Annotated in this window: 13 protein-coding genes; 7 read left to right on the forward strand and 6 right to left on the reverse strand. The window is 73.8% G+C overall.

Annotated elements, in window-relative coordinates; translation table 11 throughout:
- Nucleotides 1–5 precede the first annotated feature (5 nt).
- The 5 genes from IF23_RS0112785 to IF23_RS0112805 all read left to right on the forward strand — a co-directional run bounded on the left by IF23_RS0112785 (nucleotide 6) and on the right by IF23_RS0112805 (nucleotide 4,915).
- Nucleotides 6–1,559: an aldehyde dehydrogenase (NADP(+)) gene (locus tag IF23_RS0112785; RefSeq protein ID WP_078653943.1), complete on the forward strand. Its 1,554-nt coding sequence runs from the start codon at nucleotides 6–8 to the stop codon at nucleotides 1,557–1,559.
- A gap of 12 nt (nucleotides 1,560–1,571) precedes the next feature.
- Complete coding sequence (locus tag IF23_RS0112790) at nucleotides 1,572–2,129, forward strand: GNAT family N-acetyltransferase (RefSeq protein ID WP_245654973.1); 558 nt, start codon at nucleotides 1,572–1,574, stop codon at nucleotides 2,127–2,129.
- 116 nt (nucleotides 2,130–2,245) lie between these two features.
- Nucleotides 2,246–2,842 carry a GNAT family N-acetyltransferase gene (locus IF23_RS0112795; RefSeq protein WP_030283022.1) on the forward strand — a complete coding sequence of 199 codons (597 nt, stop codon included), beginning with the start codon at nucleotides 2,246–2,248 and terminating at the stop codon, nucleotides 2,840–2,842.
- Nucleotides 2,843–3,027: 185 nt separating this feature from the next.
- Nucleotides 3,028–3,735 (forward strand): DsbA family oxidoreductase, encoded by a 708-nt coding sequence (locus IF23_RS0112800; RefSeq protein ID WP_030283023.1) that lies wholly within the window; start codon nucleotides 3,028–3,030, stop codon nucleotides 3,733–3,735.
- Between the two features lie 112 nt (nucleotides 3,736–3,847).
- A complete protein-coding gene (locus tag IF23_RS0112805) occupies nucleotides 3,848–4,915 on the forward strand; it encodes an aminotransferase class V-fold PLP-dependent enzyme (RefSeq protein WP_107126927.1) in 1,068 nt (355 codons plus the stop codon).
- A gap of 40 nt (nucleotides 4,916–4,955) precedes the next feature.
- On the opposite strand, the gene IF23_RS0112810 is transcribed toward IF23_RS0112805, so the two are convergent.
- The 5 genes from IF23_RS0112810 to ectA all read right to left on the reverse strand — a co-directional run bounded on the left by IF23_RS0112810 (nucleotide 4,956) and on the right by ectA (nucleotide 9,840).
- Nucleotides 4,956–6,275: an alpha/beta fold hydrolase gene (locus IF23_RS0112810; RefSeq protein ID WP_030283027.1), complete on the reverse strand. Its 1,320-nt coding sequence runs from the start codon at nucleotides 6,273–6,275 to the stop codon at nucleotides 4,956–4,958.
- Nucleotides 6,276–6,445: 170 nt separating this feature from the next.
- Nucleotides 6,446–7,345, reverse strand: coding sequence for an ectoine hydroxylase (gene thpD, locus IF23_RS0112815; RefSeq protein ID WP_030283029.1), 900 nt, complete (start codon nucleotides 7,343–7,345; stop codon nucleotides 6,446–6,448).
- Nucleotides 7,346–7,426: 81 nt separating this feature from the next.
- Nucleotides 7,427–7,843, reverse strand: a complete 417-nt coding sequence (locus IF23_RS0112820) for an ectoine synthase (protein WP_030283031.1) — start codon at nucleotides 7,841–7,843, stop codon at nucleotides 7,427–7,429.
- Nucleotides 7,844–7,901: 58 nt separating this feature from the next.
- Nucleotides 7,902–9,170, reverse strand: coding sequence for a diaminobutyrate--2-oxoglutarate transaminase (gene ectB, locus IF23_RS0112825; protein WP_030283033.1), 1,269 nt, complete (start codon nucleotides 9,168–9,170; stop codon nucleotides 7,902–7,904).
- Between the two features lie 106 nt (nucleotides 9,171–9,276).
- Nucleotides 9,277–9,840, reverse strand: coding sequence for a diaminobutyrate acetyltransferase (gene ectA / locus IF23_RS0112830; RefSeq protein WP_211266157.1), 564 nt, complete (start codon nucleotides 9,838–9,840; stop codon nucleotides 9,277–9,279).
- Nucleotides 9,841–10,294: 454 nt separating this feature from the next.
- Here ectA and IF23_RS0112835 point away from each other — a divergent pair, with 454 nt between their 5' ends.
- Nucleotides 10,295–11,395, forward strand: coding sequence for an amidohydrolase family protein (locus IF23_RS0112835; RefSeq protein ID WP_030283037.1), 1,101 nt, complete (start codon nucleotides 10,295–10,297; stop codon nucleotides 11,393–11,395).
- Nucleotides 11,396–11,514: 119 nt separating this feature from the next.
- On the opposite strand, the gene IF23_RS0112840 is transcribed toward IF23_RS0112835, so the two are convergent.
- Nucleotides 11,515–12,459, reverse strand: coding sequence for a bile acid:sodium symporter family protein (locus tag IF23_RS0112840; RefSeq protein ID WP_030283039.1), 945 nt, complete (start codon nucleotides 12,457–12,459; stop codon nucleotides 11,515–11,517).
- Nucleotides 12,460–12,975: 516 nt separating this feature from the next.
- Here IF23_RS0112840 and IF23_RS0112845 point away from each other — a divergent pair.
- On the forward strand, nucleotides 12,976–14,100 hold the full coding sequence (locus IF23_RS0112845; protein ID WP_030283041.1) for an SCO1860 family LAETG-anchored protein: 1,125 nt from the start codon (nucleotides 12,976–12,978) through the stop codon (nucleotides 14,098–14,100).
- Nucleotides 14,101–14,116: the final 16 nt, after the last annotated feature.

Raw genomic sequence — 14,116 nt, forward strand, 5'->3', positions numbered from 1 at the left:
GCACGGTGGTCACAGCGGCGGCAGCACCAGTCTGGAGTGTCGACCCCCGAACCGGGAAGCGGCGCGAACAGGTCGCGGTGGAGGCCACCGCCGCCGAGGTGGACGCGGCGGTCCGCGCCGCGCACGCCGCCCGCCCGGCCCTCGCCGACCGCACCGCCCGCGCCGCGCTGCTGCGCCGCGCCGCCGAGCTGCTGGACGCCACCGGCGCCCGCGTCATCGAGGCCGCCGACGCCGAGACCGCGCTCGGCCCCGGCCGCCTCACCGGCGAACTCGCCCGCACCACCTACCAGTTGCGCGCCTGCGCCGACGCCGTCGACGAGGGCGCCTTCCTCGACGTACGGATCGACCACGCCGACCCCTCGCTCACCCCGCCCCGCCCCGATCTGCGCCGCCACAGGATCCCGCTGGGTCCGGTCGCGGTCTACGCGGCGAGCAACTTCCCGCTCGCCTTCTCGGTGCCCGGCGGCGACACCGCCAGCGCCCTGGCCGCCGGGTGCCCGGTCGTCGTCAAGGCCCACCCCGACCACCCGGCCACCTCCGAACTGGTCGCCGCGCTGCTGCGCCGCGCCGCCGCCGACACCGGTCTGCCCGAGGGCGTCGTCGGTCTGGTCCACGGCTTCGACGCCGGGGTGGAGCTGGTCCGCCATCCGCTGATCGCCGCCGCCGGGTTCACCGGCTCGGTCCGCGGCGGTCGCGCCCTCTTCGACGCGGCGGCCGCCCGCCCGCACCCCATCCCCTTCCACGGCGAGCTGGGCAGCCTCAACCCCGTCGTCGTCACCGAGGCGGCGGCCGCCGAACGCGCCGCGGAGATCGGCGCCGGGCTCGCCGCGTCGATGACGCTCGGCGTCGGCCAGTTCTGCGTCAAGCCCGGCCTCGTCCTCGTCCCCGAGGGGCCGGACGGCGACCGGCTGCTGACCGCGCTCACCGCCGCCGTCAGCGACACCGAGGCGGGCGTCCTCCTCGACCACCGGATGCGCGACGCCTTCGTCGACGGCGTCCGCGCCCGCGCCGGGCTGCCGGGCGTCGAGGCGCCGGTGACGCCCGGCGCGGGCGGTGACCATACCGTCGCCCCCGGCTTCCTGACGCTGCCCGCGGCCCGCCTCCTCGACGATCCGGACGGCTACGCGCTGCTGCTGGAGGAGTGCTTCGGCCCGGTGACGGTCGTCCTGCGGCACTCCGGTGACGGCGCGGTCGGCGCGGTCCTCGCCCACCTGCCCGGCAACCTCACCGCCACCCTCCAGCTCTCCGCCGAGGAGGGCGCCGGAACGGACCCGGCGGGCCGCGGCGCCCACCTGCTCGCCGAGGTCACCGCGCTCGCCGGACGCGTCGTCGTCAACGGCTGGCCCACCGGCGTCGCGGTCGCCCCCGCCCAGCACCACGGCGGCCCCTACCCGGCCACCACCTCCACCGCCACCTCGGTCGGCGCCACCGCGATCGAACGCTGGCTGCGCCCGGTGGCGTACCAGGACACCCCGCCCGCCCTCCTCCCGCCCGAACTGCGCGAGGAGAACCCGCTCGGCCTGCCCCGCCGGGTGGACGGGCGGCCCGAACCGGCGTGAGGGGACGTCCGCGTGAGCGTTGACGGAGCACACCCCGGGCCGATCCGGCCGACGGAACTCGCCGGGCCCCGCGCCGTGACCATCCGCCCGGGCGGCGCCGCGGATCTGGCGCCCGCCGCCGCGCTGCACGCCCGGGCCCGCGCCGCCTACGACCGGGCCCGCCACCCCGGCGCCGACCCCGACCCGGACGCCCACCGCGCCGCCGCCCGGCGGGCCTGGGACCGGGCGCTGGCCGGGCCGGACGCCCGGATGCTCTGCGCCGAGCGGGACGGCACGGTCGTCGGCGCCGCCTGCCACGGCCCGGCCGCCGCGCCCGGCACCGTCACCCTCCACCAGCTCCAGGTCGACCCCGCCCACTGGGGCACCGGCGTCGGCCACGCGCTGCACGCCGCCTGTCTGCGGGCCTGGCGGGCGGCCGGGCACACCGCCGCCACCCTCGACGTCCTGTGGCACAACCGCCGCGCCCGCACCTTCTACACCGCCCGCGGCTGGCACCCCGACCCGTCCCGGGCACCCGCCCCGGACGCCACCCACCTCACGCTGACGCTGCGGCTCGGGGGCGGCCTCTAGGGCGTGCGCGGAGCCGCGCCGTCCGCCCGGACGCCCGCCCGCCGCGCGGGAGTTCGCGGACCACGGGCCGGGGGCCCGCCGCCCCTTCCAAGATCAACCGGTGCAGAATGGCCCGTATGCCGATATCGAACGTGCCGTTGGCGGCCACCCTCGACGATGCCCCGCTGGTCGGCCGGACGCTGGTCCGCGCCTTCGACGACGACCCGATGATGTGCTGGTTCTTCCCCGACGCCGCCACCCGCGAGGCAGCGCTCGGCCGGTACTTCACCACCCTCTTCACCCGGCAGTACGCCCATGCCGGGATGTGTGAGCGGACCGGCGCGGCGGTGTCGTTCTGGGTGCCGCCGGAGGCACAGGACCGGGCGGTGCCCGACGCGGAGACCATCAAGGAGCTGACGGAGATCCTCGGCGACCGGGCGGGCCTCTTCGGCGAGGCGGTCGAGGCCGCCGCCGCGCACACCCCCGCCGAGCCGCACTGGTCCCTGGCGCTCCTCGGCGCCGACCCGGCCGTCCAGGGGCAGGGCCACGGCGCCGCCCTGCTCCGCTCCGGCCTCGCCAAGGCCGACGCCGCAGGTCAGCCCGCCTACCTGGAGTCCTCCAAACCGGCCAACCTCCCCGTCTACGAGCACTTCGGCTTCACCGTCCGCGACGAACTGCACCTCCCGGGCGGCGGCCCGACACTCTGGACGATGTGGCGGGAGCCGGTCGCGTAGCGGGACGGGATCCGGCCGCCCGGCGCGGGGCGGCGGTCGGTGCGCGAGCGGCGGCGGCCCCCGTTCCGCCCCGGCCCCCGACCGGTGATCCGGCGCCCCGCCACAGGACCCCGACCCCCGCGGAATAACCGACCGTTCCTCCCGGTTGTGCCGAGTCCGATCCCCGTACGAGGAAAGTCACCCCCATGCGCGTCGAAATCTGGTCCGACATCGCCTGCCCCTGGTGCTACATAGGCAAGGCCCGCTTCGAGGCGGGGCTCGCCGGGTTCGCGCACCGGGACGGGGTCGAAGTGGTGCACCGCTCCTTCGAGCTGGACCCGGCCGCGCCCGCGCCCACCGACGTCCCGGTGCTGGAGATGCTGGCCACCAAGTACGGCGTCAGCCGCGAGCAGGCCGAGGCGATGGAGGCGCGGGTCGCCGACGCGGCGCGCGGCGAGGGCCTCGGGTACCGCTCGGACCGGATCCACGGCAACACCTTCGACCTGCACCGGCTGCTCCACCTCGCCAAGGCGCACGGTGTGCAGGACGCGCTGCTCGGCGTGTTCTACCGGGCCAACTTCGCCGAGGCGCGGCCGCTCGGCGACCGGGACACCCTGGTGGCCCTCGCCGCCGAGGCCGGGGTGCCCGCCGAGGAGGCCGCCCGGGTGCTCGCCGATCCGGACGCCTACGCCGACGCGGTGCGCGCCGACGAGCGCGAGGCGGCCGAACTGGGCGCCACCGGCGTCCCCTTCTTCGTCATCGACCGCCGCTACGGCATCTCCGGCGGCCAGCCCGCCGAGGTCTTCCGGCAGGCCCTGGACCGTGCCCACCAGGAGGGCGCGCTCCAGCAGCTGCCGACCGGCGACGCCGAGGTCTGCGGCGACGACGGCTGCGCGGTGCCGCCGACGGCGTAGCCGCCCGGCCGGGCCCGCCGCCCGGGACGCCGTACCGGGTACGGCACCGGGCGGGCCCGCGCCGCCCGGAGGTGCCATGGACGCGGTGACCCGGGCGGCGCACAGTGGTGTCATGCAGCGACTCACGTCACTCGCCGGAGCCGAGTTCGCGCCCGGGACCCCGTATCTCAACACCGCCTCCGGCGGGCTGCTCCCGGCCCGCTCGCGCACCGCCGTCTGCGAGGCCGTCGCGGACGCCGCCACGTACGGCACGATGGGGCGCGACTACTTCGGCCCGGCGGAGGAGGCCAGGCGGGGCTTCGCCCGGTTGCTGGGGGTACCGGCCGAACGGGTCGCCGTGGGCAGCTCGGTGGCGGTGCACTCCGCATTTGTCGCCACCACCCTGGAGCCCGGCGCGGAGGTCCTGGTCCCCGAGGGCGACTTCAGCTCGCTGGTCAACCCGCTCGCCGCCGCCCCCGGCGTCACCCTCCGCACCGCCCCGCTCGACGCGCTCGCCGACGCCGTACGGCCCACCACCTCGCTGGTCGCGTGCAGCGCGGTGCAGTCGCTCGACGGGCGGATCGCCGACCTCGACGCGGTCCGCGCGGCCGCCCGGGCGCACGGCGCCCGCACCTTCGTCGACGTCACCCAGGCCGCCGGCTGGCTGCCGCTGCGCGTCACCGGCTTCGACTACCTCTCCTGCGGCGCCTTCAAATGGCTGCTCTGCCCGCGCGGCGCCACCTTCCTGGCGTTCGGCGAGGCCGCCCTCGCCGACGACGGGCCGCGGCCCCGGCACGCCGGATGGGTCACCGGCGAGGACCCGGGCGCGTCCTGCTACGGCCCGGTCGCCCGGCCCGCCGCCACCGCCCGCCGCTACGACGAACCGCACGCCCTGCTCTCCTACGCGGGCGCCGCCGCCTCCCTCGCGCTGCTCGACGAGATCGGCGTGCCCGCGGTGCACGCCCACAACACCGCGCTCGCCGACCGCTTCCGCACCGGGCTCACCGCCCGGGGGCTCGACCCCCGCCCGGCGCCCGGCTCCGCGATCGTCTCCGTGGCGGCGCCGCCCGGCGCCGCGGAGCGGCTGGCCGCCGCGGGCATCCGGGTCGCGGTCCGCGGCGGTCTGCTCCGTACCGCCTTCCACCTCTACAACGACGCCGACGAGGTCGACCGCGCCCTGGAGATCATCGGCGGTGCCTGAGCGGACGGGGCGGGACCGGGCCGGGCCGCTCCCGACCGCCTCACACCTCCCCGCGCACCATCCGCAACAGCCGGTCCAGCACCGCGCCGTCGCTCACCCGCAGCCCGTCGTGCTCCCACTCGTTGGTCACCCACACCCGCATCCCGCGGATACGTTCGGCGGTGGCCAGGGAGTGCGCGGTGTCGACGTACATGTCGTCGAAGTAGACCGCCGCGGCGGCGGGCACCTCGTTGGCCGCCAGCGCCCCGGCGTCGTACAGATCCGGCCAGTCGCCCCGCGCGGCCAACTCCTGCGCGGTCTCCTTGAGCGGGCGCAGCGCCGGGTCGGTGTCGAAGAGCCAGGGGTACATCATCTCGCCGGTGAGGTAGAGCGGCCCCGCGCCGTCCAGCACGGTGTCCACGTCGAACTGCGGATACGCCGTCAGACCGTCCCGCACCCGCTGCGCCGCCCACGCCGTCGGCCCCGGATCCACCGACCGCTGCCCGTAGATCGCCTCGTGCACCACCGCGAACAGCGGCGCCGCCGCGTGCGACAGCTGCGCCCGGACGCCCTCCAGGAACGCATCGCCCAACTCCCGCCCGGCCGGACCGGTGACCCAGGCGTCGGCCAGCAGATGGTGCAGGACGTGCGAGCCGTTGCCGGTGCCCAGCAGCATCCCCAGCGCCTGGAACGCCCGAGGCGTCAGCGTCCCGCCGCCGGGCAGCCGCACCTCCCGCTCGCGCAGATGCGCCGCGATCTCCCGTACCGCCGCCACGTCCCGCGGATACCGGGCGTAGTGCGCGGCGTTCTTCCGGGCGACCCGGGGGTACGCCGCCCGGTAGACGTCCTCGGCGCTCGCGTCGAGCCCCGGCAGCCCGCCGGTCACCAGCGCCTCGCGCAGCCCCTCGGGTGCCTGCGAGAGATAGGCGACGGTGCAGAAGCCGCCGAAGCTCTGCCCCAGCACGCTCCACGGGGTGTCCGCCCCCACCAGCCGACGGCGGAAGAGTTCGGCGTCCCGCACGATCGCGTCGGCGCGGAAATGTGCCAGGTACCCGGCCTGTTCCCGGGGCCCGCCGCGCAGCGGCAGCGTCTGCCGGTTGGCGGGCGTGGAGCGGCCGGTGCCGCGCTGGTCGAGGAGGAGCACCCGGTAGTCCTCCAGCGCCCGGCCCAGCCACGACTCCCGGCCCAGCGGACGCGGCGCGGCGTTGCCGGGACCGCCCTGGAGGAACACCAGCCACGGCAGCGCGGCGTCCTCACGGCCCGCGGCCACCACCTCCCGGCCGTACACGGCGATCCGTTCGCCGCCCGGGTCGCCGTGGTCCAGCGGTACGTCCAGCACATGGTCGGTCAGGGTCACCCCGGGCAGCCGGTCGATGGTCATGAACCGTCCTCACTTCCCTCTCGGCGGTGCGCCCGGGCCAAACGGGCCCGGACACCCCGGTCAGGCTAGGAGGTGACGGCCCGGCGGCGGAGAGGCACCCCGCGGACACGACGGCGCGGCCGTCGCACAGCCCGGGCTGTGCGACGGCCGCGCGCGGCGGGCGTGGTGCGTCACCGCACCGGTGTGAACTCCCGCGCCCCGATGTAGTCCGGGCGCGGCACCGGCGCCGCGAACGGGTCGACGGCGGCGTTCTCCACGCTGTTGAAGACGATGAAGACGTTGCTGCGCGGGTACGGCGTGATGTTGTCACCGCTGCCGTGCATCGCGTTGCAGTCGAACCACGTCGCGGAGCCCGCCCGGCCGGTGAACAGCCGGATGCCGTGCTCGTCCGCCATGTCCGTCAGCACCTGGTCCGACGGGATGCCGGCGTCCTGCATCTGGAGCGACCGCTTGTAGTTGTCCTTCGGCGTCTCTCCCTCGCACCCCACGAAATGCCGGTGCGAACCGGGCATGATCATGAGACCGCCGTTGGTGTCGAAGTTCTCGGTGAGCGCGATCGACACCGAGACGGTCCGCATGTTCGGCAGCCCGTCCTCGGCGTGCCAGGTCTCGAAGTCCGAGTGCCAGTAGAAACCGGACGCGCCGAAGCCGGGCTTGACGTTGATCCGCGACTGGTGGACGTAGACGTCGGAGCCGAGGATCTGACGGGCCCGGCCCACCACACGCGGATCGGAGACCAGCCGGGCGAACACCTCGCTGATCTTGTGCACCTCGAACACGGACCGGATGCTCTGGGACTTCGGCTCGACGATGGAGCGCGGGTTCGCGCGCATCGCCGGGTCGCCGACCAGCCGGTCCAGTTCGGTGCGGTACACCGCGACTTCTTCCGCCGTCAGCAGTTCCCCGATGGCGAAGAAACCGTCGCGTTCGAAGTCGCTCAGCTCGGACGGACGGAACGGGCCCGCCGTGCCGGGCTGCGACCACACCACCGGGTCCTTCCGCGGGGTGATCACCTCGGAGGTGCCGCGGGTCGGGTACAGGTCGGCGGTGCGCTCGGGTGCGATGGTCATGGTGTTGCCTTCCTCTCCTCTCGTACGTGCTCCGTGGATGCCGGGATACCGTCCGTCAACTGCCGGACGCGGAGTCGACGTTCAGACCTGGGGCGCGTCGGCGTCGTCCTCGGTGAGCAGGGGGTAGACGCCGTTCTCGTCGTGGTCCTCGCGGCCGGTGACCGGCGGGTTGAAGACACAGACGCAGCGGAAGTCCGTCTTGGGCCGCATGGTGTGCTTCTCGTGGCCGTTGAGCAGGTACATCGTGCCCGGCGAGATCCAGTGCTTCTCACCGGTCTCGTCGTTGGTCAGCTCGGCCTCGCCCTCCACGCACAGGACCGCCTCGATGTGGTTGGCGTACCACATCGACGTCTCGGTACCGGCGTAGAGCGTGGTCTCGTGGAGGGAGAAGCCGACGCGCTCCTTGGCGAGCACGATGCGCTTGCTCTCCCAGGTGCCGGAAGCCGCCTTGACGTGGCGGTCGGTGCCCTCGATGTCCTTGAACGAGCGAACGATCACGGTGAGTCGGTGCCTTTCTGTGGAACGGTGACGAAGGGGTGCCGGACGCGGCGCGTGCTCAGACGCGGTCGCGGACGGCGCGGGCGAGGATCCGCAGACCCTCGTCCAGCTCTTCGGGGGTGGTCGTCAGCGCCGGGAGCAGCTTGACGACCTCGCTCTCCGGCCCGGAGGTCTCGATCAGCAGACCCAGGTCGAAGGCGCGCTTGGCGATCTTGTTGGCGAGGCTCTTGTCGCGGAACTCCATGCCCCACACGAGTCCGCGCCCGCGGTACTCGACGACGGCGTCCGGGTGCTCCTCGGCGATGGCCTTCAGGTGCGACTCGACGATCTCACCGCGGGCCAGCGTCTGCTTCTCCATCTGCCCGTCGGCCCAGTACGTGTCGAGCGTCGCGGCGGCGGTGACGAACGCCGGGTTGTTGCCGCGGAAGGTGCCGTTGTGCTCGCCCGGCTCCCACACGTCCAGCTCCGGCTTGAAGAGCGTGAGGGCGAGCGGCAGCCCGTAGCCGCTGATGGACTTCGAGACGGTGACGATGTCCGGCACGATGCCCGACTCCTCGAAGGAGAAGAACGCGCCGGTACGGCCGCAGCCCATCTGGATGTCGTCGACGATCAGCAGCATGTCCTGCCGGTCGCACAGCGCGCGCAGCGCCTGGAGCCACTCCGGGCGGGCGACGTTGATGCCGCCCTCGCCCTGGACCGTCTCGACGATGACCGCGGCGGGCTTGTTCAGCCCCGAGCCGGAGTCCTCCAGCAGCCGCTCGAACCAGAGGAAGTCCGGGGTGGCGCCGTCGAGGTAGTGGTCGAACGGCATCGGGGTGCCGTGCACCAGCGGGATACCGGCGCCCGCCCGCTTGAAGGCGTTGCCGGTCACCGCGAGCGAGCCGAGGGACATGCCGTGGAAGGCGTTGGTGAACGAGACGATCGACTCGCGGCCCTTGACCTTACGGGCGAGCTTCAGCGCCGCCTCGACGGCGTTGGTGCCCGTCGGGCCCGGGAACATGACCTTGTAGGGCAGGTCGCGCGGGCGCAGGATGATGTTCTGGAACGACTCCAGGAACGCCCGCTTCGCGGTCGTCGACATGTCCAGGCCGTGGGTGACGCCGTCCCGCTCGATGTAGTCGATCAGGGCGCGTTTGAGGACGGGGTTGTTGTGGCCGTAGTTGAGCGAACCGGCTCCGGCGAAGAAGTCCAGGTAGGTGTGGCCGTCCTCGTCGGTCATACGGCTGCCCTGCGCGCGGTCGAACACGGTCGGCCAGCTGCGGCAGTAGCTCCGCACCTCCGACTCGACGGTCTCGAAGACGCTGAGGTCGGGCTGGGTGATGGTCACAGCATGCTCCTGGGAGATGAGTGGCGTGGGGTCTTGCGAAGTCCGGGGTGCGGGCGCCTCCGGGCGGTGGCACCGGGTGCCGCCGCGGGGCCCGCGGGTGGTGCGGTCAGAGACAGGGGGCGGGTGCGGTGAACGGGCCTATGAGGTGCAGGACCTCCGGCTCGTGGCCCTGCTCCGGGAAGAGCGCCGCGTCGAAGAGCACCTCGCGGCGGTGGGGTGCGCCGTGGCGCTCGGCGAACGAGGAGAAGAGCCGGTTGGACGCGGCGTTCTCCGCCGTGATCGTCGTCTCCAGGCGGCTCACGCCCAACTCCCGCGCGGTACGGGTGGTCAGCCCGTCCAGCAGGGCGGCGGCGAGGCCGCGCCCGCGGTGCGCGTCGTCGACGGCCACCTGCCACACGAGCAGGGTGTCCGGACGGTCGGGGCGGATGTAGCCGGTGACGAAGGCGGCCGGCTCACCCTCGGTGTCGCGGGCGACAACGGAGGTGGCGGCGAAGTCACGGCACCACAGCAGGTAGCTGTAGGAGGAGTTCAGGTCCAGTGTCCGGGAGTCGCGGGCGATTCGCCAGATCGCGGCTCCGTCCTCCACCCGTGGGGTGTCGAGCTTGAAACCCTCCGGCAATTCCTTGATTTCGCTTCGGGCACGTGCATGGTCTGCTTGTGCGGCGGTCATGGAAATTAAATTTACCGAGGGAAAAAGCAAATTGCATCGCGGGCAGGGGTTACGCAGTCGGGGGCTTTCATGTTATCGCGCGGGGGCGCCCGAGCGCGCGGAAGTGCAAAGAGATGTATGCTTTTGTACCGGAAATCTCGGGCGAAGCGGACAGCGTGTGGAGTCGGTCACAGGTCCGTAACGTCCCTGAGATCGCTCCGAATTCTGGCTTCCGGCGCTAGCGAAATCTTGGCGTTTGAGGTCAGGAAAAGCGGGAAGGAGAATACGGGCAGCTGACATCCAATGAATTGGAAATGTGCCTGCGGAAGGTTCTCCGCAAAGTTGCCTCGGGCATCACGCGAGAGTCTGCCGGGAAAACCCCCGGCGCACTTCCGTTTACGGAAATCCACCGGCGTGCGCCGTTTCACGCGGGCGCGCGGCGGAGGGAACGTATGCCTGCGCATAAAGTGCCGTCATGACGTCGAAGAGCGAAGGTGCGGCGCTGCACCTCACAGGACGGATTCTGGTCGGGCCGGACGACGTGCGCGACGAGATGTGGGTCGTCGGCGGCCGCATCACCTATGAACGCCCGCGCACGAACGGTGAGTTCACCACCGTCCAGGGCTGGGTGCTGCCCGGTCTCGTCGACGCCCACTGCCACGTCGGGCTCGACGCCCACGGTCCCGTCGACGCGGCCACCGCCGAGAAGCAGGCGCTCACCGACCGCGACGGCGGCGCGCTGCTGCTGCGCGACGCGGGCTCCCCGTCCGACACCCGCTGGATCGACGACCGCGCCGACCTGCCCCGGATCATCCGCGCCGGACGCCATATCGCCCGCACTCGCCGCTACATCCGCAACTACGCCCACGAGATCGAACCGGCGGACCTGGTGGCCTATGTGGCGCAGGAGGCGCGGCGCGGCGACGGCTGGGTCAAGCTCGTCGGCGACTGGATCGACCGCTCCACCGGCGACCTGGAGTCCTGCTGGCCGCCGGGCGAGGTCGCCGCCGCCATCGCCGAGGCGCACCGGCTCGGCGCCCGCGTCACCGCGCACTGCTTCGCCGAGGACAGCCTCGCGCCGCTGGTCGAGGCGGGTATCGACTGCATCGAGCACGCCACCGGGCTGACCGAGGAGACCATCCCGCTCTTCGCCGAACGGGGCGTGGCGATCGTCCCCACCCTCGTCAACATCGCCACCTTCCCGGACCTGGCGGCGGGCGGCGAGAAGAAGTTCCCGCGCTGGGCCGACCACATGCGCCGCCTGCACGCCCGCCGCTACGACACCGTCCGCGCCGCCTACGACGCCGGGGTGCCGGTCTTCGCCGGGACGGACGCGGGCGGCTCACTGGCACACGGGCTGGTCGCGCAGGAGGTCGCCGAGTTGCGCAAGGCCGGAATCCCGGCGGTGGCCGCGCTCTCCGCCACCACCTGGGGCGCCCGCGACTGGCTGGGCCGCCCCGGACTCACCGAGGGTGCCTCCGCCGACCTGGTGGTCTACCCCGAGGACCCGCGCGCGGACGTCCGGGTGCTGGCGGCGCCGCGCCGGGTGGTGCTGCGCGGGCAGATCATCGGCTGAGGATGGCACCGGGTGCCGCGCACGGCCGTGGCGGGCGCCGGGCGTGCGCGGCGGCGGACGGCGCGGGGCCGGGCGCGCTGTGCGTCGCCCGGCCCCGCGGTCGTCCTCGTCCCGGGCGGCTACGCCCGCGGTGCGTCGCGGCGCCCGGTACGCGCCATCCAGGCGGCGACCAGCGCGCCCGAGATGTTGTGCCACACGGAGAACACCGCGGCGGGCAGCGCAGCCGCCGGGCTGAAGTGCGCGGTGGCCAGCGACGCGGCCAGACCGGAGTTCTGCATACCGACCTCGAAGGCCATCGCCCGGCTCGCCGGACGGCCCAGCCGGGCCAGCTTGCCCGCGCCGTAACCGAGCGCCAGCCCGAGACCGTTGTGGAGCAGTACGGCGACGATCACCAGGAACGCGGCGTCCTTGATCGCGGCGGCGCTGCCGGAGACCACGGCGAGCACGATGGCGGCGATGGTCACCGCGGAGATCCAGGGCAGCGCCCGCAGCACCCGGTCGACGTAACGCCCGGCGACCAGCCGCACCACGAGTCCGGCCACCACCGGCAGCAGCACCGTCTTCAGGATGTCGGTGACCATCACCCCGGCGTCGACGTGCAGGAACTGCCCGGCCAGCAGCAGCGTCAGCGGCGGGGTGACCAGCGGCGCCAGGACGGTGGAGACGGTGGCGACGGAGACCGACAGCGCGACGTCGCCGCGGGCGAGGAACGTCACGACGTTGGACGCGGTGCCGCTGGGCGCGCAGCCGACCAGGATCACCCCGGCCGCCAGCTGCGGCGGCAGATCCAGCACCGTGGCGATCAGCCAGCCGAGCCCCGGCATGATCACGTAGTGCGCCACCAGACCGAGACCGACCGCCCAGGGGCGCCTGGCGACGGCGGTGAAGTCCGGCAGCGTCAGCGTCAGCCCCATCGAGAACATCACCACGCCGAGCAGCCACGGCACCGCGGGCGCCCAGCCGGTGAAGTGCGACGGCCACAGCAGCCCCAGCGCACCGGCGGCGATCACCAGCAGCGGAAAGACCGTGACGGCGCGCCGGGCCGCACGGTCGGACGCGGGCAGATCGCCGTGGACCGGCGCGGGGCCACCGTCCGGTGACGCGGCGGCGGCGTCCACGGTGGGTCGCTCGCCCGGCGCGCCGGAGGGATCTTTCGGGGGATTCGTCTGCTCGTTCGACACGGCGGCACTGTAGCCGTCACCTGCATGTATCGGACAGCAAATCCGGATGGTGGACGCCGGGGCGCCGCCGCGCCCGTGACGCCCGCGCACGCGGGGCGCGACGGCGGCGCGCCGCGACCGCGGACGTCTGCGGGGTGGCCGAGGCCAACGGGCCCCTTGCGTCAGGGGATTCGAATGGAGATCCGGAAACCACTCATAAGCGTGAACTCACCATTCGTGGCTGACTGTTCACCCTCCGTGCGTACAGTATGGACGGGTCGAGGTCACCGGCCGTCGCGATGTCCCCCATTGGCACGGGCGGTGGCTCCATTCCTCCGTGGGGGTTCCACACACGTGTCCACCAGCTCCATCAGTCCGTCCGGCCTGCCCGCGTCCCCGCGGACCGGCCCCGAGACCCCGGTGCGCCGTCCCGCGCGCCGCCTCGCCGCCGTCGCGGCCGCCACCGCGCTCGCCGCCGGTCCCGCGCTCCTCCTCGGCGCCGCCCCGGCGCACGCCGCCGATCACGGCACCGCCGGTGCCGCCGTGCTCCGCACCGGTCTGGACGTCAGCCTGCTCAACAAGGCCGTCACGCTGCCGCTCAACGTCACCCTCAACGACGTACACGCCCCGGCCGACGCGAAGAAGACCGCGCTCACCGTCGACCTGGACGGCGTCGACGGCGGCAAGCCCTTCTCGGTGCTCCGTGCCGACGTCGCCACCGCACGGGCCACCGCCGACGCGGCGAAGGCCGAGGGGTACAGCAACCTCGCGCACGCCAAGGTCAACGTCCCCGGGCTGCCGCTGCTCTCCCTCATCGAGGTCGAGAAGGTCACCTCCCGCGCCGTCTGCACCGCGGGGGAGCGGCCCACCGCCGCCTCCCACGTCCTCGGCACCGTCAAGATCCTCGGCAAGGCCGTCACGCTCACCGCGGGCGGCACCACCGAGGTCAAGGTCCCGGGCGTCGGAGAGGTCCGTCTCGACCTCTCCAAGACGCAGACCACCTCCAAGAGCGCCGCGGCCACCGCGCTCGACCTCCAGGTCTCCGTCAACCCGCTGAAGCTCAACGTCGCCGAGGTCAACGGCCGCGTCCGGCTCGCCGAGGCCAGCTGCACCACCCCCGGCGCCCCCGACCCGGGCCAGGGCGCCGCGGGCGGCTCGACGACCGGCGGTTCCACGACGGGCGGTGCGACAGACGGCGGCGCCTCGGACGGCGGGGCGACGACCGGCGGTTCGGGCTCCGGCGGCCAGACCGGCGGAGGCCAGACCGGCGGTTCCACCACCGGCGGCAACGGCGGCCACGACGGCGGTACCTCCGGCTCGGGCGGTCACGACGGCGGCGCCTCGGGCTCCGGCGGTCACGACGGTGGCGCCTCCGGCTCCGGTGGTTCCGACCCGCGGCCGCAGGGCGGCGGCGACGGCAACCTCGCCGAGACGGGCAGCAGTTCCGCCACCCCGTACCTCGCGGGCGGCGCCGCGGTGCTGGTCGCCGCGGGCGCCGGTTCGGTGCTCTACTCCCGCCGTCGCAAGGCCGCGGTGAGCGGCTGATCCGGCCCCGTGTGCC

The organism is Streptomyces catenulae (genome assembly GCF_000718015.1).
Taxonomy (GTDB): Bacteria; Actinomycetota; Actinomycetes; order Streptomycetales; family Streptomycetaceae; genus Streptomyces; species Streptomyces catenulae.